The sequence below is a fragment of the Actinoplanes sp. CA-142083 genome (genome assembly GCF_050942195.1).
Taxonomy (GTDB): domain Bacteria; phylum Actinomycetota; class Actinomycetes; order Mycobacteriales; family Micromonosporaceae; genus Actinoplanes.
The window spans coordinates 8,002,411-8,024,155 of record NZ_CP192076.1; the positions used below are offsets into that span (position 1 = coordinate 8,002,411).

At 71.0% G+C, this 21,745-nt stretch carries 25 protein-coding genes; 10 read left to right on the forward strand and 15 right to left on the reverse strand.

Annotation, left to right across the window (positions count from 1 at the left end; translation table 11 throughout):
- Positions 1-94: 94 nt before the first annotated feature.
- From ruvB to ruvC, 3 genes are read right to left on the reverse strand one after another with little or no spacing between them, the layout of a single operon-like run.
- On the reverse strand, positions 95-1,123 hold the full coding sequence (gene ruvB, locus ACQPZX_RS36535) for a Holliday junction branch migration DNA helicase RuvB (protein WP_433365801.1): 1,029 nt from the start codon (positions 1,121-1,123) through the stop codon (positions 95-97).
- Positions 1,120-1,722 (reverse strand): Holliday junction branch migration protein RuvA, encoded by a 603-nt coding sequence (ruvA, locus tag ACQPZX_RS36540; RefSeq protein WP_433365804.1) that lies wholly within the window; start codon positions 1,720-1,722, stop codon positions 1,120-1,122. The genes ruvB and ruvA overlap by 4 nt, the downstream gene beginning before the upstream one ends.
- Entirely contained in the window at positions 1,719-2,246 is a 528-nt protein-coding gene (gene ruvC / locus ACQPZX_RS36545) for a crossover junction endodeoxyribonuclease RuvC (RefSeq protein WP_433385635.1), read from the reverse strand. The genes ruvA and ruvC overlap by 4 nt, the downstream gene beginning before the upstream one ends.
- 121 nt (positions 2,247-2,367) lie before the next feature.
- On the opposite strand from ruvC, the gene ACQPZX_RS36550 reads away from it, so the two are divergent.
- Positions 2,368-2,883 (forward strand): hypothetical protein, encoded by a 516-nt coding sequence (locus ACQPZX_RS36550; RefSeq protein WP_433365807.1) that lies wholly within the window; start codon positions 2,368-2,370, stop codon positions 2,881-2,883.
- Between the two features lie 52 nt (positions 2,884-2,935).
- On the opposite strand, the gene ACQPZX_RS36555 is transcribed toward ACQPZX_RS36550, so the two are convergent.
- The 3 genes from ACQPZX_RS36555 to pdxT form a co-directional block, all read right to left on the reverse strand.
- Positions 2,936-3,184 (reverse strand): hypothetical protein, encoded by a 249-nt coding sequence (locus ACQPZX_RS36555; RefSeq protein ID WP_433365810.1) that lies wholly within the window; start codon positions 3,182-3,184, stop codon positions 2,936-2,938.
- Positions 3,185-3,311: 127 nt separating this feature from the next.
- Entirely contained in the window at positions 3,312-4,064 is a 753-nt protein-coding gene (locus ACQPZX_RS36560; protein WP_433365812.1) for a YebC/PmpR family DNA-binding transcriptional regulator, read from the reverse strand.
- Positions 4,065-4,081: 17 nt separating this feature from the next.
- Positions 4,082-4,678, reverse strand: coding sequence for a pyridoxal 5'-phosphate synthase glutaminase subunit PdxT (pdxT, locus tag ACQPZX_RS36565; RefSeq protein WP_433365815.1), 597 nt, complete (start codon positions 4,676-4,678; stop codon positions 4,082-4,084).
- Positions 4,679-4,701: 23 nt separating this feature from the next.
- Between pdxT and ACQPZX_RS36570 the strand changes: the two genes are divergently transcribed.
- On the forward strand, positions 4,702-5,121 hold the full coding sequence (locus tag ACQPZX_RS36570; RefSeq protein WP_433365817.1) for a helix-turn-helix domain-containing protein: 420 nt from the start codon (positions 4,702-4,704) through the stop codon (positions 5,119-5,121).
- Positions 5,118-5,549: a VOC family protein gene (locus ACQPZX_RS36575; protein ID WP_433365820.1), complete on the forward strand. Its 432-nt coding sequence runs from the start codon at positions 5,118-5,120 to the stop codon at positions 5,547-5,549. The genes ACQPZX_RS36570 and ACQPZX_RS36575 overlap by 4 nt, the downstream gene beginning before the upstream one ends.
- Before the next feature lie 49 nt (positions 5,550-5,598).
- Here the strand turns inward: ACQPZX_RS36575 and fliQ are convergent, their stop codons facing one another.
- Positions 5,599-5,871 carry a flagellar biosynthesis protein FliQ gene (fliQ, locus tag ACQPZX_RS36580; protein ID WP_433365823.1) on the reverse strand — a complete coding sequence of 91 codons (273 nt, stop codon included), beginning with the start codon at positions 5,869-5,871 and terminating at the stop codon, positions 5,599-5,601.
- A 230-nt stretch (positions 5,872-6,101) separates the two neighbouring features.
- Here fliQ and pdxS point away from each other — a divergent pair, with 230 nt between their 5' ends.
- The gene (gene pdxS, locus ACQPZX_RS36585; RefSeq protein WP_433365826.1) at positions 6,102-6,998 is read left to right on the forward strand and encodes a pyridoxal 5'-phosphate synthase lyase subunit PdxS; all 897 of its coding nucleotides are present in this window, start codon (positions 6,102-6,104) and stop codon (positions 6,996-6,998) included.
- Between the two features lie 19 nt (positions 6,999-7,017).
- On the opposite strand, the gene ACQPZX_RS36590 is transcribed toward pdxS, so the two are convergent.
- Genes ACQPZX_RS36590 through pgsA form a run of 4 tightly spaced genes read right to left on the reverse strand, consistent with a single transcriptional unit; the run spans position 7,018 to position 10,231 of the window.
- Entirely contained in the window at positions 7,018-7,551 is a 534-nt protein-coding gene (locus ACQPZX_RS36590) for a hypothetical protein (protein WP_433365829.1), read from the reverse strand.
- Between the two features lie 25 nt (positions 7,552-7,576).
- Positions 7,577-8,731 carry a glycosyltransferase family 4 protein gene (locus tag ACQPZX_RS36595; RefSeq protein ID WP_433365831.1) on the reverse strand — a complete coding sequence of 385 codons (1,155 nt, stop codon included), beginning with the start codon at positions 8,729-8,731 and terminating at the stop codon, positions 7,577-7,579.
- Between the two features lie 10 nt (positions 8,732-8,741).
- On the reverse strand, positions 8,742-9,608 hold the full coding sequence (locus ACQPZX_RS36600) for a phosphatidylinositol mannoside acyltransferase (protein WP_433365834.1): 867 nt from the start codon (positions 9,606-9,608) through the stop codon (positions 8,742-8,744).
- A complete protein-coding gene (gene pgsA, locus ACQPZX_RS36605; RefSeq protein ID WP_433365837.1) occupies positions 9,605-10,231 on the reverse strand; it encodes a phosphatidylinositol phosphate synthase in 627 nt (208 codons plus the stop codon). The genes ACQPZX_RS36600 and pgsA overlap by 4 nt, the downstream gene beginning before the upstream one ends.
- Positions 10,232-10,451: 220 nt before the next feature.
- On the opposite strand from pgsA, the gene ACQPZX_RS36610 reads away from it, so the two are divergent.
- Positions 10,452-12,608 carry an elongation factor G-like protein EF-G2 gene (locus tag ACQPZX_RS36610; RefSeq protein WP_433365840.1) on the forward strand — a complete coding sequence of 719 codons (2,157 nt, stop codon included), beginning with the start codon at positions 10,452-10,454 and terminating at the stop codon, positions 12,606-12,608.
- A gap of 164 nt (positions 12,609-12,772) precedes the next feature.
- Here the strand turns inward: ACQPZX_RS36610 and ACQPZX_RS36615 are convergent, their stop codons facing one another.
- On the reverse strand, positions 12,773-13,942 hold the full coding sequence (locus tag ACQPZX_RS36615) for an FAD-dependent monooxygenase (RefSeq protein ID WP_433365843.1): 1,170 nt from the start codon (positions 13,940-13,942) through the stop codon (positions 12,773-12,775).
- A gap of 54 nt (positions 13,943-13,996) precedes the next feature.
- Here ACQPZX_RS36615 and ACQPZX_RS36620 point away from each other — a divergent pair, with 54 nt between their 5' ends.
- Positions 13,997-14,569 (forward strand): TetR/AcrR family transcriptional regulator, encoded by a 573-nt coding sequence (locus ACQPZX_RS36620; RefSeq protein WP_433365846.1) that lies wholly within the window; start codon positions 13,997-13,999, stop codon positions 14,567-14,569.
- Here the strand turns inward: ACQPZX_RS36620 and ACQPZX_RS36625 are convergent.
- Positions 14,538-15,008 carry an HIT family protein gene (locus ACQPZX_RS36625; RefSeq protein WP_433385638.1) on the reverse strand — a complete coding sequence of 157 codons (471 nt, stop codon included), beginning with the start codon at positions 15,006-15,008 and terminating at the stop codon, positions 14,538-14,540. The two genes, ACQPZX_RS36620 and ACQPZX_RS36625, sit on opposite strands and share 32 nt — an antisense overlap.
- Positions 15,009-15,072: 64 nt before the next feature.
- Positions 15,073-15,960 (reverse strand): ADP-ribosylglycohydrolase family protein, encoded by an 888-nt coding sequence (locus ACQPZX_RS36630; RefSeq protein WP_433365849.1) that lies wholly within the window; start codon positions 15,958-15,960, stop codon positions 15,073-15,075.
- A gap of 96 nt (positions 15,961-16,056) precedes the next feature.
- On the opposite strand from ACQPZX_RS36630, the gene ACQPZX_RS36635 reads away from it, so the two are divergent.
- The 4 genes from ACQPZX_RS36635 (at position 16,057) to ACQPZX_RS36650 (ending at position 20,738) form a co-directional block, all read left to right on the forward strand.
- A complete protein-coding gene (locus ACQPZX_RS36635; protein ID WP_378971899.1) occupies positions 16,057-16,746 on the forward strand; it encodes a response regulator transcription factor in 690 nt (229 codons plus the stop codon).
- Positions 16,747-16,763: 17 nt separating this feature from the next.
- Complete coding sequence (locus tag ACQPZX_RS36640) at positions 16,764-18,146, forward strand: HAMP domain-containing sensor histidine kinase (protein WP_433365852.1); 1,383 nt, start codon at positions 16,764-16,766, stop codon at positions 18,144-18,146.
- 196 nt (positions 18,147-18,342) lie between these two features.
- Positions 18,343-20,562 carry an RICIN domain-containing protein gene (locus ACQPZX_RS36645; protein ID WP_433365855.1) on the forward strand — a complete coding sequence of 740 codons (2,220 nt, stop codon included), beginning with the start codon at positions 18,343-18,345 and terminating at the stop codon, positions 20,560-20,562.
- A gap of 23 nt (positions 20,563-20,585) precedes the next feature.
- Complete coding sequence (locus ACQPZX_RS36650) at positions 20,586-20,738, forward strand: hypothetical protein (protein WP_433365858.1); 153 nt, start codon at positions 20,586-20,588, stop codon at positions 20,736-20,738.
- Here ACQPZX_RS36650 and ACQPZX_RS36655 read toward each other — a convergent pair.
- On the reverse strand, positions 20,723-21,742 hold the full coding sequence (locus ACQPZX_RS36655; protein WP_433365861.1) for an adenosine deaminase: 1,020 nt from the start codon (positions 21,740-21,742) through the stop codon (positions 20,723-20,725). The genes ACQPZX_RS36650 and ACQPZX_RS36655 overlap by 16 nt on opposite strands.
- Between the last annotated feature and the right edge of the window lie 3 nt (positions 21,743-21,745).

The window sequence follows — 21,745 nt, forward strand, 5'->3', positions numbered from 1 at the left end:
GATATACACATCTGGGTTGAACCGCGGCGAGTCTAATCGGTCAACCTGGGAAGTCCGAATGCGGCACACATCACGTTCACATTACGAGCGGATTTCATACGTCTCGGGCGAACAAGTCCGCCTGAACCGCACCGGACGGGGGCGTCCTGCCCAGATGCAGCCACCCCGACTCGGTCGCCACCCGCCCTCGCGGCGTACGCGCCAGCAGCCCCGCACGCACGAGAAACGGCTCGCAGACCTCCTCGACCGTGTCGGACTGCTCCCCCACCGCGACGGCAAGAGTGGACAGACCGACCGGGCCACCCCGGAATGTCTCGATCAGCGCCCGCAGCACCGCACGGTCGAGCCGGTCCAGGCCGAGCGCGTCCACGTCGTACACCCGAAGGGCCTCCCTGGCAGTTTCCTGGGTGACCACTCCCTCGGCCCGCACCTCCGCGTAATCCCGCACCCGGCGCAGCAGCCGGTTCGCGATGCGCGGCGTGCCGCGCGAGCGCCCGGCGATCTCCGCGGCGCCCTCCGCCGTGATCGGCACCCCAAGAATCCGCGCCGAGCGGTGCAACAGGGCGTCCAGATCGGCCGGTGAGTAGAAGTCGAGATGCGCCACGAACCCGAACCGGTCACGCATCGGCCCCGACAGCAGCCCCGCGCGTGTCGTGGCCCCCACCAGCGTGAACGGTTCGACGTCCAGCGGGATCGCGGTGGCGCCCGGCCCCTTGCCGACCACCACGTCGACCCGGAAGTCCTCCATCGCGCTGTAGAGCAGCTCCTCGGCCGGCTTCGCGATCCGGTGGATCTCGTCGATGAACAGCACGTCGCCCGGCGCGAGGCTGGTCAGGATCGCGGCGAGGTCACCGGACCGCTCGATCACCGGCCCACTCGTCGTCCGGATGCCGGTGCCGAGCTCGGCCGCCACGATGTTCGCCAACGTCGTCTTACCCAAGCCAGGCGGGCCCGAGAGCAGAATGTGGTCGGGCGGCGTGCCGCGGCCCATCGCGCCCTTGAGCAGCAACTCCAGCTGGTCGCGCACCCGGTGCTGGGCGATGAAGTCGGCCAGCCGGCGGGGCCGGACGCTGGCCTCGGCGTCGAGGTCGTCGTCGCCCGCGTCGGCGGAGACCACGCTCATCGAGCCCGGCCCAGCAGGCGGATCGCCTGGCGCAGCAGCTGCGGAACCGGCGGGACGTCGCCGTCGATGTCCTCGGCGAGCTTCGACACCGCCTGGTCGGCCTGGGCCACCGTCCAGCCCAGCGCGAGCACGCCCTGGCGCACCTGCTCCTGCCAGCCGCCGCTGAGGACGCCGGCCGAGCCGTCGCCGCCGATCGGCAGCGGGCCGATCCGGTCGCGCAGCTCGACGACCATCTTCTCGGCGCCCTTCTTGCCGATGCCCGGCACCTGGGTCAGCGTCGCCAGGTCGGCGCCGGCGATGGCGCGGCGCACCACGTCGGGCGTGTGCACGGCGAGCACCGCCTGGGCGAGGCGGGGGCCCACGCCGCTGGCGGTCTGGAGCAGCTCGAACAGCTGCTTCTCGTCGTCGTCCGCGAAGCCGTACAGGGTGAGGGAATCCTCCCGGACCACCATGCTGGTCGCCAGGCGAGCCTCGACGCCGGCCTTCAGGCCGGCCAGAGTGCCCGGCGCGCACTGCACCTGCAGGCCGACGCCACCGACCTCGATCACGGCGCTGTCCGGGTTGATCGCGGCGACCACGCCGCGGACGCTCGCGATCATCGCCGTGCCCTTCTTTTGGCGGCAAGCGCCGCGGCCTCTATACGTGCGCGCGTCCCGCCGCGCCAGATGTGGCAGATGGCGAGGGCGAGCGCGTCCGCGGCGTCCGCCGGCTTGGGCGGCGCGTCGAGCCCGAGCAGCCGGGTGACCATGCTCGTCACCTGCTGCTTGCCGGCCGTGCCGGAGCCGGTCACGGCCGCCTTCACCTCGCTCGGCGTGTACGTCTGCACCGGCAGCCCCGCCCGCGCGCCGGCCAGGATCGCGACCCCGCTGGCCTGCGCCGTGCCCATCACCGTCCGTACGTTGTGCTGGGAAAACACCCGCTCCACGGCGACGCTCCCGGGCTGGTGCTCGGCGACCAGCTTGGCCAGCTCGGTGTCGAGCCGCAGCAGCCGCAGGGCGATGTCGTCGTCGGGGTCGGTGTAGACCACGTAGTAGCCGATCAGCTTGCACTGCCGCCCCGGCACGCCCTCGACCACGCCGACCCCGCAGCGGGTGAGGCCCGGGTCGACGCCGAGCACGCGCACCACGGACCTCCCCTGTCTCACGTACGTGTGTTCGACACCCTAATACGGGCCGGTCTTGCGCCCGGCACCGACACGCCTCGACGATGGGTGTCGGGAGGTAGCTATGTACCTCGTTCCGCCGATGGATGACGAACCGCCACCGGAGTACGTCGCCTTTGTCGCCGGCCACCTCGCGGCCCTACGCCGCGAGACGGACCGCTTGGTGGGCGGCGACTTCGAGGCGGCGCACCTCTATATGGACGTGCTGGCCGACGTGGCCGGCCACTGGCGCCGGCTGGCCTGGTGGGGTTGGCTGGCCCACAAGGACGCGCCGACCGAGTACATGACCCGCCGCCTGGCGTCGCGCACGAAGCAGTGGCGCGACGAGCAGATCTACGAGGTCGACATCCGCGTGCTGCGCACGCAGCCCTACATGCCCATGCGGGGCCCGGCGCCGACGTTGGCGTTGCGCAAGGCGGACGTTCTTGATGACACCGTACGGGTGGGAGCAGGCCCCTACGCCGACGCGGGCATCGCGTGGGTCCAGGCGTACCGCAAACAGCAGTGGCACCGGGTGGGCCGCTTGGTGGCCACCGGCATTCTCCTGGTCGGCGGAATGATCCAGTACATGTCCTGGCTCTCCACGACAACGTCCTGAGAAAAGCCGGCCCGGATCACTCCGGCCCGGCTTTTCAGATCGACTCACGCCATTACCCCGCGCTGTACTCCGCTTCCAGTTCGGACAAAAGCCGGCTGCGCTCCCACGCGTACGAAGACGTCTCCGGCCGCAGTCGAAGGATTTGGACGCGCGCGTCATCCTCGTCGCGATCGGGGGTCTGATCGACGGTCCAGTACTCCGGGACGCCGTGTCGCGCATACCAGCGGGCGCCCTCGTCGCCGCCGGGGAAGATCTCGACCACCAGGCTGATGGAGGGCTCCTCCGCCCGCGACCAGTCCAACCTGTCCTCCCATCACTCACCCGCCACCCAGCCTACTGGTCGCTAGACCAGGTGTCACTGGACAATCCCCGGATACGCGAACGGGGCCGGTGCTCGCCAGCACCGGCCCCGTCGGAAAGCACGCGTGTCACGCGTCGATTGCGGCCATGACCTCGTCCGACACGTCGAAGTTGGCGAAGATGTTCTGGACGTCGTCGCAGTCCTCGAGCGCGTCGATCAGCTTGAAGACCTTGCGGGCCGCGTCCTCGTCCACCGGCACCGTCATCGTCGGGACCAGGGAGGACTCCGCCGAGTCGTACTCGATGCCGGCGTCGACCAAGGCCGTGCGCACCGGGATGAGGTCGGTCGGCTCCGACACGACCTCGAACGAGTCGCCAAGGTCGTTGATCTCCTCGGCGCCGGCGTCCAGGACCGCCAGCATCAGGTCGTCCTCGCTCAGCGAGCCCTTCGGGACGATCACCACGCCCTTGCGGTTGAACAGGTACGACACGCTGCCGGCGTCGGCGAAGGTGCCGCCGTTGCGGGTCAGCGCGGTGCGCACCTCCGTCGCCGCGCGGTTGCGGTTGTCGGTGAGGCACTCGATCAGGATCGCGACGCCGTTGGGGCCGTACCCCTCGTACATGATCGTCTGCCAGTCGGCGCCGCCGGCCTCCAGGCCGGAGCCGCGCTTGACCGCGTTGTTGATGTTGTCGTTGGGGACCGAGCTCTTCTTCGCCTTCTGGATGGCGTCGTAGAGCGTCGGGTTGCCGGCCGGATCCCCACCGCCGGTACGGGCAGCGACCTCGATGTTCTTGATGAGCTTGGCGAACATCTTGCCGCGCTTGGCGTCGATGACGGCCTTCTTGTGCTTGGTCGTCGCCCACTTGGAGTGGCCGGACATGCGAAAACCTCCGTGTCTCAGGCGGCCTGGCGGACCATCTCGACGAAGTACCGGTGGACGCGGAGGTCGCCGGTGAGCTCCGGGTGGAAAGCCGTGGCGAGCAGGTTCCCCTGCCGAACGGCGACAATCCTACCGGCGGCCGGTCCGTCCTTGACGCGGCCCAACACCCGCACGCCGGCGCCCACTTCTTCGACCCATGGCGCGCGGATGAAGACGGCGTGAAAATCACCGCCCGGAATGTCGTCGATGGTCACGTCGCCCTCGAACGAGTCCACCTGCCGCCCGAACGCGTTGCGACGCACAGTCATCTCGATCCCGTGGAACGACTCCTGGTCGGGACGCCCGTCGAGCACCGAGGTGGCCAGCATGATCATGCCGGCGCACGACCCGTAGACCGGCATCCCGTCCGCGATCCGCTTCCGAATCGGGTCCAGCAGCCCAAAACTGACCGCGAGGTTGCTGATGGCTGTCGACTCCCCGCCAGGAATCACGAGCGCCGCGACCTCCGCAAGCTCCTCGGGCCGCCGCACCGGCCGCGCCAGCACGTCACTCTCCGCAAGCGCCGCCAGATGCTCCCGAACATCGCCCTGCAAGGCGAGGACTCCGATATTCACTCTTCCCAGCTTAGGCTGGCCGCGTGTTCGCGATCCGCCGGGTGCGGGACCACCTGGACCGTCACTACGCGGAGTCGATCACGCTCGCCAACCTGACGGACTTGTCGGGAATTTCGATATTTCACCTGATCAGGACCTTCCGGGCGGCCTACGGCGACACCCCGATCAGCTACCTCTCCCGGCGGCGCATCGAAAGAGCACAAGACCTCCTCCGGTACGCGAACCTGACCGTCACCGAGGTCTGCGTGGCCGTCGGCTTCTCGTCCCTGGGCTCCTTCTCCTCCCGCTTCGCCGCCCTGGTCGGCGAGTCCCCCGCGGCCTATCAGCGTCGCTATTCCGGCGCCGCTCAGCACATCCCCGGCTGTCACCTGTTCATGAACGGGGTGATCCCGCAATCGGGGAGAAGCGTCACCGGCGCGACGGCGCCTAGCGTCGGGGAATGATTAAGAACATCTCTCTGGTCACCGTTTACTGCCTCGACCAGGACGCCACCCGCGACTTCTACGTCCGGCGGCTGGGGTTCGAGGCCCGGGTCGACGCCACCATGGGCGAGTTCCGCTGGGTGACGATCGCGCAGCCCAGCCAGCCGGAGCTCGAGGTGACGCTCATGGTCCCGGGCCCGCCGCTCTCCCCCGACGCCGCCGCCTTCGTACGCGGCCAGCTCGAGGCCGGCCAGATGGGCGGCCTCGGCCTGGAGGTGGACGACTGCCGCAAGACCTCGGCCGAGCTGCGGGAGGCCGGCGTCACCTTCATCCAGGAGCCGGCCGATCGCCCGTACGGCGTGGAAGCGGTCATTCGCGACAACACCGGCAACTGGCTCACGCTGGTCGAGCGCAAGCCGTTCACCCCGGACGACCTCAAGAAGTTCTGAAAACGCGAAAGGCCGGCCCGAAGGGGGCCGGCCTTTCCGCGAAGACTGTTCAGCTGCCGATGAGCTGGGGGATCTTCTCGAACAGCTGCTGGGTGTAGGTGACCATCTCGTGCAGCATCCAGTTGCCCGAGAAGAGCAGCGCCGCGCCGACCGCGCCCGCCTTGGGGACGAACGAGAGGGTCGCCTCCTGGATCTGGGTGACCGACTGGAAGAGGGAGATCGCGAAGCCCACCGCGAGAGCGGTGAGCAGCACCGGCGCGGACATCTTCGCCGCAATGGTCATCGCCTGGAGGCCCAGCTCAACAATCATCGTGTCGGTCATGCCAGTCAGTTCGGGCCGATCGCCCGGGCGCGGAGTGCGGAACGGGCGCAGCCGGGTTGCGGTTCGGTTCGCGCCCCGGAAAACCTCAAGTCGGTTCGCGCCCCGGAAAACCTCGAGAAGACGAAAGTGGGAGGGAGCAGGCCACCGGGGGGTCGATTGGCCATCGTTGGCCCCCGGGGAGCTGGATACGATTCCGGTACCGAAACCCCTGCTTGAGGAGCCGATACACCATGTCCGAGAACCAGAGCGCAGTCGGGACCGCGCGGGTCAAGCGCGGTATGGCGGAGATGCTCAAGGGCGGCGTGATCATGGATGTCGTCACGCCGGAGCAGGCGAAGATCGCGGAGGACGCCGGCGCCGTGGCGGTGATGGCGCTCGAGCGGGTGCCCGCCGACATCCGCGCCCAGGGCGGCGTGTCCCGCATGTCCGACCCTGACATGATCGACGGGATCATCGCCGCGGTGTCGATCCCGGTGATGGCCAAGGCCCGCATCGGGCACTTCGTCGAGGCCCAGGTGCTTCAGGCGCTCGGCGTCGACTACGTCGACGAGTCCGAGGTGCTGACTCCGGCCGACTACGCCAACCACATCGACAAGTGGCAGTTCACCGTGCCGTTCGTCTGCGGCGCGACCAACCTGGGCGAGGCGCTGCGTCGCATCACCGAGGGCGCCGCCATGATCCGGTCGAAGGGCGAGGCCGGCACCGGCGACGTCTCGAACGCCACCACCCACATGCGCAAGATCCGGCAGGAGATCCGCCGCCTGCAGACCCTGCCCGAGGACGAGCTGTTCGTGGCGGCCAAGGAGCTGCAGGCGCCGTACGATCTGGTCAAGGAGGTCGCCGAGGCCGGCAAGCTCCCGGTGGTGCTGTTCACCGCCGGCGGCATCGCCACGCCGGCCGACGCCGCGATGATGATGCAGTTGGGCGCCGAGGGCGTCTTCGTCGGCTCCGGCATCTTCAAGTCCGGCAACCCGGCCCAGCGCGCCGCCGCGATCGTCAAGGCCGTCACGTTCCACGACGACCCCGACGTGATCGCCAAGGTCAGCCGCGGCCTGGGCGAGGCCATGGTCGGCATCAACGTCGACGACATCCCGGTCCCGCACCGCCTGGCCGAGCGCGGCTGGTAACCCGCGACCGACGTACGGGTCAGACCGACTCGAGAGGTGCCGTGGGCGGCGCGGCCGGCTGCGGCACCTCCACCAAAGACAGCGCCGGGTCCTCGATGTCGAAATACTGCGGCAGCGGGTACCGCCGGGCCATGCCCAGCGCCCGCACCAGCAGACGCCGGCGGGACGTCAGCGCGTCGCGTACCTGATCGGTGTGCACCTGCCGGGCCAATCCCACACGGCGACTGGTGGCAATCAGCTGTCGCGCCGCCGGGTCGTTGGCGCTCAGCCGGGTGGAGCGCAGCTGGCGGGTCAGGTCGTTCTCGGCCGGCTCGCGCTCGTCGGGATCGGCGTCCAGCGCCAGCCGGGCGGCCGCGTAGAGCTCGACGTTGTCCTGCTGCTCGGCGACGACCGCGGCGGCCGCGGCCCGGCGCAGCAGGTGTGCGTCGAGGGCACGCTCGGCCGACTGCGCGCGCACGTGCACCCGCTCGACCCGATGCGCCGTCCAGCCCAGGTAGGCGGAGAGCAGCGCGACAAGCGCGACAACCCCCAGCACCCACCACATGCCGGGCATCGTAGTGCCCTTTCGTGGCCGCGGGTCACGCCCCCGGCCGTGGCTCTGCCCACTCTTCGTCGATGACCCGGCCGTCGGTGGCCTCGATCGCGGTGGCGTAGACCTCGAGCACGCGCAGCGCGACGGCCGGCCAGTCGAAGGCGGCGACCGCCGTGCGGGCGGCGTCCGAGAGCGCGGAACGCCGGTCGGGGTCGTCGAGCAACGCCCCGAGCAGCACCGCGAGGGCGGCCGCGTCCCCGGTCGGGAACAGCGCCCCCGCCTTGCCGCCGTCGAGCACGCGCCGGAAAGCGTCGAGATCCGAGGCCGCGATCGCCGTCCCGGCCGCCATCGCCTCGGTCAGGATCATGCCGAAGCTCTCACCGCCCGTGTTGGGCGCCACATACACGTCGACACTGCGCAACATGCGAGCTTTGTCCGCTTCAGACACTAACCCGAGAAATATCACTCGATCGTGAAGCGAGTCGGGAATGTCCGAGTAGAGGTCGTCAATGTCGCCTGGCCCGGCCACCAGGAAGCGCAACTCGGGCCGCTCCCGGGCCAGCGCCACGAATGCCGTCCGCAGGATGTCGAAACCCTTCCGGGGCTCCGTGAACCGCCCCAGAAAACCGATGGTGCCCCCGGATCCGGGCCAGCCGGAAAGCGGCACGGCATCGGCGAACTTGGCCACCGCGACCCCGTTGGGGATCTCGACCGCTCCCCCGCCGAGGTGCTCGACCTGCACCTTGCGAGCCAGCTCGCTCACCGCGATCCGGGCCGTGATCTTCTCGATGACCAGCTGCAACAAGCCCTGCGCCATCGACATCGCCCGCGACCGGGTCATGGCCGTGTGGAAGGTGGCCACCACCGGCCCCCGCGCGGAGAGCACGGCCAGCATGGAAAGCGAGAGCACCATCGGCTCGTGGACGTGCAGCACGTCGAAGTTGCCGCGGTTGAGCCAGCGCCGCACCCGGGCCGTGGACACCGGCCCGAACGCGATCCGCGCCACCGACCCGTTGTACGGAAAGGGAACCGCCCGCCCCGCCGGCACCACGTACGAGGGCAGGTCGGCGTCCTCGTCGGCCGGGGCCAGCACGCTGACCTCGTGCCCGAGCCCGATCAGCGCCTCGGAGAGGTCCATGATGTGGTTCTGCACGCCGCCGGGCACGTCGAACGAGTAGGGCGAGACGATCCCGATCCGCACGATGCTCCCCCTACAGCCACAGCTTCTGGAGCATGTGCCAGTCCTGCGGGTGCTCGGCGATCCCGGCCGCGTAGGCGTCGGCCAGCATCTGCGTGGTGGCCTTGACCCGCTGGTCGAGCGGGCCCTCGGTAGGCGGCGTGATCGGGCGCAACACCGCGTACGTCTGCGTCGGGTGGAAAGAAAGATCGACGGCGTAGAGCGGCGCGCCCGTGCGGATCGCGAGGATCGCCGGACCGGCCGGCATGCGGGTGCGGCCGCCGAAGAACTCGACCTCCACCCCGTTGCGGGACAGGTCACGGTCGCTGAGCAGGCAGACGACGAAGCCCTGCCGCAGCCGCTCGGCGAGCACGTCGAGCGGCGACCGCGCGCCGCCGGTGAGCGGGACGACCTCCATGCCGAGGTTCTCGCGGTACGCCATGAACTGCCGGTACACGCCCTCGGGCTTGAGCCGCTCGGCGACGGTCACCATGCGCCAGCCGTTGGAGACCACCCAGCCGGCCGCGGCGTCCCAGTTGGCGAGGTGCGGCAGGGCCAGGATGATGCCGCGGCCGTCGGTGGCCCCGGTCTTGATCCAGTCGTAGTGCTCGTCGGAGATGCCGAACCCCGCGAGCAGCTGCTCCTTCGACAGCGACGGCAGCCGGAAGGCCTCGAGCCAGTACCGCGCGTAGGAGCGCAACCCGTCCCGGACCAGCTCGTCCGGCATGCCTTCGCCGACAACCTGGGTGAGATTCTTGCGCAGGCGCTGGGTGCCGGGTCCATTCTTCTTGTACGCCCGGTCGGCCGCCGCCATGAACAACGACCGCGCCACGGGCTGCGGCAGGGCCCGGACGAGCCGCCACCCGGCCAGGAAACCGATCTCGGTGAGCCGGTCTTTCACGCGGACTCCGGTGCGGGCGCGGGCTCGGTGCGAGCGGCGTGGATCAGGCGCTGGAAGACCGTGATGACGGAGAGCAGCGCCAGCACCCACAGCGCCGCCGGCAGGCCCCACTCGAGCCCGGCCGCCCCGAGCAGGCCGCCGACGCCCAGGATCAGCAGGCGCTCGAGTCGCTCCGCGATGCCGACGTCGGCGTTCAGCCCGAGGCTCTGGGCGCGCGCCTTCACGTACGAGACCACCTGGCCGGCGGTCAGGCTGATCAGCGCGGCGATCGTGCCGCCGTACGGATTGCCCTCGGTCGCCATGTAGTAGACGACCGCCCCGAAGACCGCGCCGTCGGCGATCCGGTCCATGGACGAGTCGAGCAGGGCGCCGAACTTGCCGTTGCCGCCGCGCATCCGGGCCATCGTCCCGTCGAGCACGTCGGTGAGGGCGCACGCGGTGACCACCCACGTGCCCCAGAAGAGCTCGCCGATGGCGCCGAGGTAGGCGCCGCCGAGCACGCCGACGGTGCCGGCGATGGTCACGGCGTTCGGTGTGATCCCGATCCGCAGCAGGAAACGCGCAACCGGGTTGACGACGTGCGACACGACAGCACGGGCGGGTACTTGGACGATCTTTGCCATGGCGGTCCCACCATAACGGCGCGGAACGGGAGTAGGCACGTGGCGGTCCCGGCCGAGCCCGTATCGTCATCCATCCAACCGCCCCGCCCACCACCCCTAAACGGACCAAAGGCATAACATGATGTTTGCCGACTACAAAGGGTTGCCAGCGCCACAGCAGCGGGTGTGGGATTCAGAAACAGCGTCGTAACAGTCATCAAACGGCTAGGGAGCGGACGCCATGGCGCAGAAGACCTCGGAGAAGGGGCTCAACGGCGCGGCGGCGCCGGTGGTGACCGAGCCCGGCAGAGTACGAAACGTGGTGCTGGTGGGCCATTCGAGCTCGGGCAAGACCACACTGGTCGAAGCCCTGCTCGCCGCCACCGGGACGATTCCTCGGGCGGGCACGGTGGCCGACGGCACCACGGTGTCCGACCATGACCCGGCCGCGGTGCGTCAGCAGCGGTCGGTTTCTCTTTCCTGCGCCCCGCTGATCCACCAGGACGTCAAGATCAACCTGCTGGACACCCCCGGCTACGCCGACTTCGTGGGCGAGTTGCGCGCCGGCCTGCGGGCCGCGGACGCCGCCGTCTTCGTGGTCTCGGCCGAGGGCGGCGTCGACGACGCGACCACCGCCCTGTGGGAGGAGTGCGCCGCGGTCGGCATGCCCCGGGCCGTGGTGATCACCCGGCTCGACCACCCGCGCGCCGACTACGACGCCACCCTCGAGGCCTGCCAGGAGGCCTTCGGCGAAAACGTCATGCCGATCTACCAGCCCATGCTCGGCGACGACGGCGCCTCGATCGCCGGCCTCATGGGCCTGGTCACGCTGCGCGTGCTGGACTACTCCGAGGGCTTCCCGCCGAAGGAGGGCGAGGCCGAGCCCGAGCACCTGAACCCGATCCAGGACGACCGCAACACGCTGATCGAGGGGATCATCGCCGAGAGCGAGGACGAGACCCTCATGGACCGCTACCTCGGCGGCGAGGAGGTCACGGCCGACACGCTGGTCGCCGACCTGGAAAAGGCGGTGGCGAAGGGCAACTTCTACCCGGTCATCCCGGTCTGCTCGGCAACCGGCGTCGGCCTCGACGCCCTGCTCGACGGCCTGGTCACCGGCGCGCCCTCGCCGCTGGAGCACGACCTGCCGGTGGTCACCGGCGTCGACGGCGCCCCGCGCCCGCCGCTGACCTGCGACCCCGACGGCCCGCTGGTGGCCGAGGTGGTCAAGACCACGATCGACCGGCACGTCGGCCGGGTCTCGCTGGTCCGGGTCTTCTCCGGCACCCTGCGCCCCGAGCAGGTCCTGCACGTCTCCGGGCACGGCATGGCCGAGCGCGGCCACCCCGACCACGACGCCGACGAGCGCGTGGCGCACGTCTACTCCCCGCTCGGCGCGACGCTGCGCGAGGTGCCCTACTGCGTGGCCGGCGACCTCTGCGCGATCACCAAGTCGGGCAGCGCCGAGACCGGCGACACGCTTTCGGGCAAGGACGACCCGATGCTGATGGCGCCGTGGAGCATGCCCGAGCCGCTGCTGCCGATCGCCGTGGTCGCCAAGACGCGCTCCGACGAGGATGCCCTGGCGAAAAACCTGGCGCGCCTGGTGGCCGGCGACCCGACGATGCGCCTCGAGCGCAACATCGAGACCCACCAGCTGGTGCTCTGGACGATGGGCGAGTCACACGCCGACATGGTGCTCGACCGGCTGCGCTCGGGCGGCGTCGAGCTGGACACCGAGCCGGTCAAGGTGCCGTTGCGCGAGACATTCGGCTGCGGGGCCAAGGGCCACGGCCGGCACGTCAAGCAGTCCGGCGGCCACGGCCAGTACGCGGTCTGCGACATCAACGTCGAGCCGCTCCCCCGCGGCTCCGGCTTCGAGTTCGTCGACAAGGTCGTCGGCGGCGCGGTCCCGCACAACTACATCCCCTCGGTGGAGAAGGGCGTGCGCAGCCAGCTCGAGCGTGGCCTGGTCGCCGGTTACCCGGTGGTCGACCTGCGGGTGACGCTCTTCGACGGCAAGGCGCACAGCGTCGACTCGTCGGACGCCGCCTTCCAGACCGCCGGCGCGCTGGCGCTGCGCGAGGCGGCCGCCGCCGGCCAGCTCACGCTGCTCGAGCCGATCGACGAGATCGCCGTGCGGGTGCCGGAGATGTTCGTCGGCGCCGTGATGAGCGACCTCTCCGGCCGCCGCGGCCGCCCGCTCGGCTCGGAGTCCGAGGCCGACGGCGCGCACAGCGTCGTGCGGGCCGAGGTGCCGGCGACCGAGCTGATCCGGTACGCGGTGGAGCTGCGCGCCCTGTCGTCGGGCGCCGGCACGTTCACCCGCCAGTACATCCGCCACGAGCCCATGCCCGCCCACCTGGCCGACGCGGTGCGCAAGGAGCACACGAAGTAGGGAGGGCCGGTCGTGCTGGTCACGCGGGGCTGCGGCGTGGCCCAGGCGGCGCCTGACGGCGTCCGCGAAACGGCCACATACACCCCGGTATGCGACCGCTTCGCGGACGACGTCAGCCACCACCTGGACCTCGCCTCGCTCCCACGCGACCAGCACGACCGGCCCTACAGCTCGACGGCGTTGGCCGCCTCGTGCATCGGCGCGAGGATCTTGTCGATCACCTGCTCCTTGCGCGGGTGGTACTTCAGGGTCCGCATGCCGTAACTGCGGAAGGCGATCGCGAGGCGGCCGCCCGGCACCATGTCCTTGGCCATCTTCTTGCCGAAGGCCATGTTCTTCTCGACGTACGGCCGCATGGTCCGCTCGTACGCGGCCAGCCCGTCCGGCTCGCCGAGGTGCTTGCCGAGCAGGTACGCCCCGACCAGCGCCAGGCTGGTGCCCTGTCCCGAGGCCGGCGCCGGGCAGTGTGCGGCGTCGCCGAGCAGCGCGACCCGCCCGCGGGACCAGGACGGCAGCTCGACCTGGCTCATCGAGTCGAAGTAGAAGTCGCTCGCGTCGTCCATCGCCGCGAGGAACTCGTCGACCTTCCACCCCTGACCCTCGAAGGCCTCGCGGACCAGCCGTTTCTGCGCCGCTACATCGCCGCGGGCCAGGTCGGGTGACGGCGCGGCGAAGGCGAGGCCGACCCGCGCGTCCTGGTCCGGGTCCATCGCGTACGCGAAGACGAGCCGCCCGGGCCGGAAGTACATGACCTCCTCGCGCTCGATGCCCAGCAGGTTCGGCGTCGAGAAGATCGAGATGTACGCCCCGAGGTGGCTGAGCGGGGTCTCGCCCAGAACCATCCGCCGGGTCGCCGAGTGCAGCCCGTCGGCGCCGATCACATAGTCGAACCGCCGCGGGGCGCCGCGCTCGAACGCCACGTCCACGCCCTCCGGCCCGTCGGCGATCTTGGCGATCGCGTCGCCGAACACGTACTCCACGCCGTCGGCGGTGGCGTCGTGCAGGATCCGGCTCAGGTCCCACCGCATGATCTCGACGTCGTCGCCGCGGCGGCCCATGAGCAGGTCGGCCGGCAGGGCCGCGATCGGCTTGCCGTTGCCCCGCACGTAGGTGATCTGCCGCATGCCGGTGTCGGCCGCCTGCGCCGCCTCGAGCAGCCCCATCCGCCGCAGCACCTCGGTGGCGGCGCCGCGAACGTCCACCTTGTAACCCGCCTCGCGCAGCGCCGGGGCGCGCTCGACGACGGTCACCTCGAAGCCGCGCTCACGCAGCCAGAACGCACACGCTGGGCCCGCCACGCCGGCCCCGGAGATCAGTACTCGTTTCGCTGTCATGCGGACTACTATACAAACGTCTTACACGTTTGTATAGAAGTTAGGATCGCGAACATGGGCCACAAGGAAGAGCTGCTGGTCGGCGCCAAGCGAGCGCTGCTGGAGAAGGGCTATGCCCGCACCACGGCGCGCGACATCGTGGCCCTCTCCGGCACCAACCTCGGCTCGATCGGCTACCACTACGGCTCGACCGAGGCGCTGATGACCGCCGCCATGCTCAGCGCCATGGAGGACTGGGGTGACCGGATCGGCCTGGCGTTGGCCGGCCCGCCTGAGGACGGCGAGGATCAGTTGATCGGCTTCTGGCGGCGGGTGATCGGCTCGATCAAGGAGGACCGGGCCCTCTGGATGGCCAGCCTCGAGATCGTGATCCAGGCCGAGCACAACCCGGCCCTGCGCGAGCAACTGGCCGGCGGGATCCAGCAGGGCCGCAGCGGCATGGCCGCGCTGCTGACCGGCGTGCCCGAGGATCAGCTCGACGACAAGACCGTGCGTACCCTCGGCGCGGTGCAGATGGCGCTGATGTCCGGGATCCTCACCCAGTGGTTCACCGACCCCGGCAACGCGCCGGGCCCCGAGGAGATCGTCGCCGGGATCAGAGCGCTGGCCAGGCTTTCTGAAGCATGACCCGGGTGTCGGTCAGCACCTGAGGCAGCACCTTGGTGCGGCCGATCACCGAGATGAAGTTGGCGTCGCCGCCCCACCTCGGCACCACGTGCTGGTGCAGGTGGGCCGCGATGCCGGCGCCGGCCACCGCGCCCTGGTTCATCCCCAGGTTGAAGCCGTGCGGGCTGCTCACCGTGCGGATCACGCGCATCGCCGTACGCGTGAAAGCCGCCACCTCGGCGGTCTCGCCCTCGGTCAGATCGGTGTAGTCGGCCACGTGGCGGTAAGGGCAGATCAGCAAGTGCCCGGGGTTGTACGGATACAGGTTGAGCACCGCATAGACCAGCTCACCGCGGGCGACCACGAGGCTCTCGGGCTCGGACGGCGCACGGCAGAACGGGCAGCCGGAGGGCTTCGCATAGCCCTCGGGAGGCGCGTCCTCGCCGGTGACGTAGGCCATCCGGTACGGCGTCCACAGCCTTTCCAGGCCGTCAGGCTCCCCCGTCTCCGTCACGCCAAGCAGCCTATGCCAACGAGGTGGCGAGCCAGGGCGGTAAGGACTCCCGTGCCGAGAGCCACGCGGCCGGGATGCCGTCGAGCCCGGTGTGCGCGGCCACGATCCCACCGGCGATCGCGCAGGTGGTGTCCACGTCCCCGCCGGCCGCGACGCACGCCCGGATCGCCGCCGGATAGTCGTCGAGAAACCGGTCGGCGACCCAGATCGCGAACGGCACGGTGTCGCGCGCCATCGCCCGCGCCCCGGACCCGAGCTCGTACGCCGCCTCCTCGGCCGAGCGGCACCGGATCGCCGCCAGCAGCCCCTCCCGGACCCGGCCGTCGGGGGTGTGCGCGGCCACCGCCCGCAGCAGCCCCGGCCGGTGCCCGTCGAGCCGGCCGGCCGCCGCCAGCGCCGCGGCCACGGTTACCGCCACGCCGCCCGCGATGCCCTCGGCGTGCGCGTGGGTCACCTCGGCCGCCCGGGCGCCCTGCACGGCCGCGTGCGCGAGCGAGTCGGCGTGCCAGGCGCCCAGCGGCGCGGCCCGCATGGCGGCGCCGTTGCCGGCCGAGCCCTCGCCGTCGAAGGCCGACGCCGCCGCGATCGGCCACGGCAGACCCTCGCGGATGGCGCGCAGCATGACGACGGCGCCGGGACCGTAGCCCCGATACGGATCGTGATGACGCCCCAGCAGCTCGGCGAAGGCGTCACGGTCGAAGTCGCCGTCGTTCAGGACGGCCACCAGGCAGCACGCCTCTTCGGTGTCGTCGGTCCACTCCCACGGGCCGGGAGGCAAGTCAGCGAAGTCGATCCGGGCCGCGAAGTGTTGCGCCCCGAGCGCGTCGCCGACGCTCAGACCGGCCAGGCTCTCGAGCGCCAGGGCCAGTCGCGTACCGGGGAAAAGCGTGAATGACATCAGCACATCGGATGGTAATCCGTCACTCCATGTGATCGAAGGGTGTCCCTGAATCACCGGTTAGGCGTGTCTTGCCCTTGGCAGTACGGTCTCTGCATGGCCACGGTGTTGCTCGTCGAGGACGATCACGTCGTGCGCGGCGCCATGCTCCGATCGCTCACCGACCGGGGGCACGCCGTGCACGCCGTCGGCACGGCGCTGGACGCGTTGCGCCGGGTGGCCGCCGAGACCCCCGACCTGGTGGTGCTCGACCTCGGACTGCCCGATCTGGACGGTTCGGATGCTTTGCGCATGTTGCGCGGCATCACCGACGTGCCGATCATCATCGCGACCGCGCGCGACGACGAGCAGTCCGTCGTGCGGTTGCTGCGGGCCGGCGCCGACGACTACATGGTCAAGCCGTTCACCGGCGCCCACCTGGACGCGCGCATCGCCACCGTGCTGCGCCGGGTGGGCCGCGCGAGCCGTACCGCCCAGCCCGCCGTGCACGAGGTCGGCGAGCTGCGGGTGGACGTCGGCGAGCGCAGCGCCAGCCTGGGCGACCAGGCGCTGGCCCTGACCCGCAAGGAATTCGATCTATTGGCTTACCTGGCGGCCCGCCCCGGGCGGGTGGTCTCTCGTCGTGAGCTGTTGGAGGAGGTATGGCGACAGCCATCGGTCGGCGAGGATCAGACGATCGACGTTCATCTGTACTGGCTGCGTCGGAAACTGGGCGAGTCCGCGGCGAAGCCTCGCTACCTGCGCACCGTGCGGGGGGTCGGGTTCCGGTTGGTGGCGCCGGACTGAGGTCCCGGCTGGCGATCATGACCGCCGCCACGACCGCCGTCGCCGCCCTCGCGTTCCTCGTTCCGCTCGGCTGGTACCTGCGCTCCGAGCATCGTGAACAGGTCATGTCGCTGGCCGAGCGGCGCAGCGCCACGATCGCGGGCGCGATCGCGTCGGGCGCCGACAAGAAGGGCCTGGCCGCCGCGGTCTCGGCTGCCGGTGGCGAGGCGGTGGCCCATCCCCCGGGTGACGTCGCGGGCGGGTGGGCGGGCGCGGCCGAGGTGAAACTGACGGCTTCCAGCGGCGCGATCCGCGAGGTGGGTGTCACCAATGGCCGCGTACGCCTGGAGCCGGTGACCGTCGCCGGCAAGACCTCGGTGGTCGAGGTGTTCGTGCCGTCCGCCGATCTCGCCGGCGACACCACCCGCAACTGGCTGCTGCTGCTCGGCATCGCGCTCGGCCTGGTCGGCGGCTCGGTCTTCGTGGTCGACCGGCTGGCCCGCGGCGCGGTGAGCTCGGCCCGCAACCTCGTGCACGCGGCGCTCGCGGTCGGCGACGGCGACCTGGGCGTGCGCATCCAGCCCTCCGGCCCGCGCGAGCTGGCCGAGGCCGGGTACGCGTTCAACCGGATGGCCGACCGCCTGGTCACCGCCCGCACCGACGAGCGAGAGCTGGTCGCCGACCTGTCGCACCGGCTGCGCACCCCGCTGACCGCGCTGCGGCTGGACGCCGAGGCGCTCGACCCGGACGACACCCAGGTGGGGATGTTCGACCAGGAGGAGCTCGACCGGCGCCGCGGCATCCGCCGCATCCGGACCGCGATCGTGACCCTCGAGGGCGAGGTCAACCAGCTGATCAACACGACCCGTCAGGCGGTCGCGGCGCAGGTTGCCGAGGCCCCCGAGGACGGTTTGTGCGACGCCAGCGAGGTGGTCCGGGAAAGGATGATGTTCTGGTCGGCGCTGGCCACCGACCAGAACAGGCAGTACCGCGTGATCGGCGCTCATCTCCGTATCCCCGTGCCGGTGGCGCGGGCGGAGCTGGCTGCCGCTCTTGATGCCGTTTTGGGTAATGTGTTCCGCTACACCCCCCAGGGCACCGCGTTCGAGGTCGGCATCTCCCGCCGTGACGGCTGGGTTGCCGTCCGGGTCGACGACGCGGGGCCCGGCATCCCCGATCCGGAGAGAGCAATGCAGCGTGGTCAGAGCAACCAGGGCTCGACGGGCCTGGGGCTCGACATCGCCCGCCGCGCGGCCACGGCCGCCGGTGGATCGGTCAGCCTCGACCGGGCCGCGATGGGCGGCGCCAGCGTGGTGATGCTGCTGTCCGACGCCGAGGCCACCCCCAAGCAGGCGAGCCGGTTCGGCCTGGTCGGACGCCTGGCCCGGGAGCGGACCAGCCGCCCGGGCAGGTCGGAGTGAGTAGTTGCTTAGATCTGCGTTAAGAAGGTTTCCCTGGCTGGGCCGGAGTGGGATCGTTCCCGACGATCCCATCCGGCTTCCCGGTTCGAAGCCCGCAAATCGTCCCCGCGAAACGAACCGGCGAAGCTCACGCGCGGTGAGAGGCGGCAACCCCATGGCCGCCTCCCACCGCGCCCCCGCCAGGCAAGGAGAGGACTTGTCCACCCACCGCCGGCCGGTCGTCGCGCCGCGCGCGCATCGCCGGGTGGAACGCTCCCGCGCGTCGGACCGGCCCTGGACCCACCGGCTACTGCCGGTCGGGCTCGGCCTGGCCGTGCTCGGCGTCGGCGGCGTGGTCGGCCCCAGCGTGGTGGAGGAGGTCTCCGGCGGTTCCCGGCAGCTCGAGCTGACCGCGCTGCCGGCCGACAACCCCGGTCAGGGCCTGGTCTACGAGGGACTCGCGGCGGCCAAGTCCGACGCGATCTGCGCCGGCACGTACCAATTGGACGATCAGACCTGCACCCGCGGCCCCGACCCGGCTCCGGCCGGGCTCGCGGTGCGCCGCGGCGTCGCCCCGGTGACGGCGAAAGCGCCCGAGCCGGTCCAGCCGACGCTGGAGACCGGCGCGGTGCCGGCCGACGCCGAGATCGCCCGGGACGAGGGCGGCAGCGCGCTGACCGCCGACGCTCCCGCGCTGATCCCCGACGCCGCCCCCGGCGAGGCCGACTTCGTCATGGGCTCACAGAACGTCGCGTGCGAGGCCGACGGCCGCAGCGGCAAGCGGGTCCAGGTGCTCTACCTGCACGAGTTCGGCACGCCGTCGCGGTACACCGACTACCTCGGCTCGATCCGCACCTGGGTGGGCGGGGCCGACCAGATCTTCGACGAGAGCGCCGGCGAGACCGGCGGCTCGCGGCACGTCCGCTTCGTCACCAACCCGCAGTGCCGGGTCGACGTCGCCGAGGTGCAGCTACCGCCCGAGGCGCTCGGCACGTTCGCCAAGAGCATCCGGGCGCTGCAGACGCTCGGGTACAACCGCAACGACCGCAAATACCTCATGTTCGCCGACACGAGCGTCTACTGCGGCATCGCCACCTACATCGCCGACACCCGCGCCGGGCTGGGCAACCGCAACAACGGCGGCCCCTCCTACGGCCGGGTCGACTCGGGCTGCTGGAGCTCGGTGATGGCCGCCCGCGAGCTGACCCAGACGCTGGGCGCGGTGCTGGTCAAGTCGCCGAACGCGAGCGGCGCCGGCGGTTGCCTCGACGAGTACGACCTGCTCTGCGGCGAGGACCGCTCGGGCAAGCCGGTGCGCAACGCGTGCCCCAAGAAGCACGAGACGCGGCTCGACTGCGGCCATGACGACTACTTCAGCACGAACCCGAAGCCGGGCAGCTACCTCGCGAAGAACTGGAACATCGCGACCAGCGAGTTCCTGCTGCGCGGCGACGGCGGCGACGACGTGCCCGACGCGGACGGCGCCCCCGACGTCGCCGCCGAGCCGACCAAGGCGCCCACGGCGGCGCCGAGCGCGGGCGTCTCGTACGACCCGGGCGCGGCCGACGGCGGCGGCGACGCGCCCCCCAGCCCCGAGGTCACGGCGTCCGGCAACGGCGACCTGAACGGCGCCGGAAGCGGGAACGGCAATCCGGACGGCGACAACGGCGCGCCCGCTTCCCCCAGCACGCCGCCGTCGGCCGGGCCGCCGACCGAGCAGGCCGGCCACCGGGTGCTGCCCGCCGCCCAGGAGAAGGCGCAGGCCCAGGCGGTGCAGGCGGTCCTCGAGATCCGCGACGCGACCAGCAGCTCGGCCCGTCTCACGTGGAGCGCGGCGTCCCCCACCGCGACCTACGAGGTGTGGGTCGGCGACTCCCCCATCGCCACCACGAAGGCCACCCGGGCCCGGCTGATCGGCCTCAAGCCCGACGCCAAGTATCAGGTGACGATCAAGTCGGGCAGCGCCTACGCGGCGACGGCGACCGCCGAGACCGCGCCGGCCGCCCGCCCGGCCCAGAACACGTGGTTCACCCTCACCAACGCCCTGACCGGCGGCGCCGCCGACCTGTACGCGGCCCGCACCGCCAACGGCACGCCGCTCACGCTCGCCGAGACAGACGGCAACGCGCAACAGCAGTGGCAGCTGGTGCCGGCCGGCAACGGCGCCTACTCGCTCGTCTCGCGGGCCACCGGCAAGTGCGTGGTGCCGCTGGACGGCAACCCGGTGGCCGGCACGCCACTGGTGCAGGGCGACTGCGGCACCGACGACGGGGCCCGCTGGCAGTTGCAGGCCTCGGATTACGGATTCACCATGCGCACCACGGTCGGCGACCTGGTCGCCGGCGTAGGACAGCAACGCTTCGGCGCGCACCGGGTGCTGGTGCTCCAGAACGGCAACGGTCAGCGCCACCAGAGCTGGACGGCGGTACCCGACTAGGCCCGCCTTATTGGGAGGCGACGATGCCCGATCTGCTGACGAAGCCCCTGGCCGAGCCCGAGGAGGGCCCGGCCCGGTTCAACAAGAGGCGCCTGGTGCGCTGGATCGCGATCCTCACGATCGGCATCATCGTGGTGCTCGCGGTCTGGCAGGAACCGCTCTACGCGCGGTTCTGATAGTCGCCGATCTCCTTGAGCAGGGCTTCCTTCCCGGCCGGGGCCAGGAAGCTCTGCTCGACCGCGCCCCGCGCCAGCTCGGCCACCCCGTCCTGGTCGAGGTCGAGCAGGCGGGCGGCGACCGCGTACTCCTCCTCGATCGTGGTGCCGAACATCGGCGGGTCGTCGGAGTTGATGCTGACCCGCACGCCCGCGCCGACCAGCGTGGCGAGCGGGTGCTCCTCGATCGACGGAACCGCGCGGGTCCGCACGTTGGAGGTCGGTGAGATCTCCAGCGGGATCCGGTTGTCCGCCAGGTACGCCATCAGCTGCGGGTCCCGGACGGCGGAGATGCCGTGCCCGATCCGCTCGGCGCCGAGGTCCCGGATGGCCGACCAGATGGTCTCGGGCCCGGTGGTCTCGCCGGCGTGCGGCGCGCTGTGCAGCCCGGCCGCCCGCGCCTGGTCGAAGAACGGCTTGAACTGCGGCCGCGGCACGCCGATCTCGGGGCCGCCGAGGCCGAAACTGATCAGTCCGTCGGGCCGCTCGCCGAGCGCGATCCGCAGCGTCTCCTCGGCCGCCGGCAGGCCGGCCTCGCCGGGGATGTCGAAGCACCAGCGGAGCTCGATGCCGAAGTCCCCGGCCGCGCCGCGCCGCGCGTCCTCGATCGCCTCGCAGAACGCCTTGGCCGGGATGCCCCGCTTGACGCTGGAGAACGGCGTGATCGTCAGCTCCGCGTACCGGACCTGCTGGCGGGCCAGCTCGCGGGCGACCTCGTAGGTCAGCGTCCGCACGTCCTCGTCGTCGCGGATCAGGTCGACCACGGTCAGGTAGACGTCGATGAAGTGCGCGAAGTCGCGGAACGCGAAGTAGTCGGCCAGCGCGGCCGGGTCGGCCGGCACCGGCGACCGCCCCTCGTGCCGGGCGGCCAGCTCGGCCACGATCCGCGGCGAGGCCGAGCCCACGTGGTGCACGTGCAGCTCGGCCTTCGGCAGCCCGGCGATGAACGAGGTCAGCTCGGTCACCCG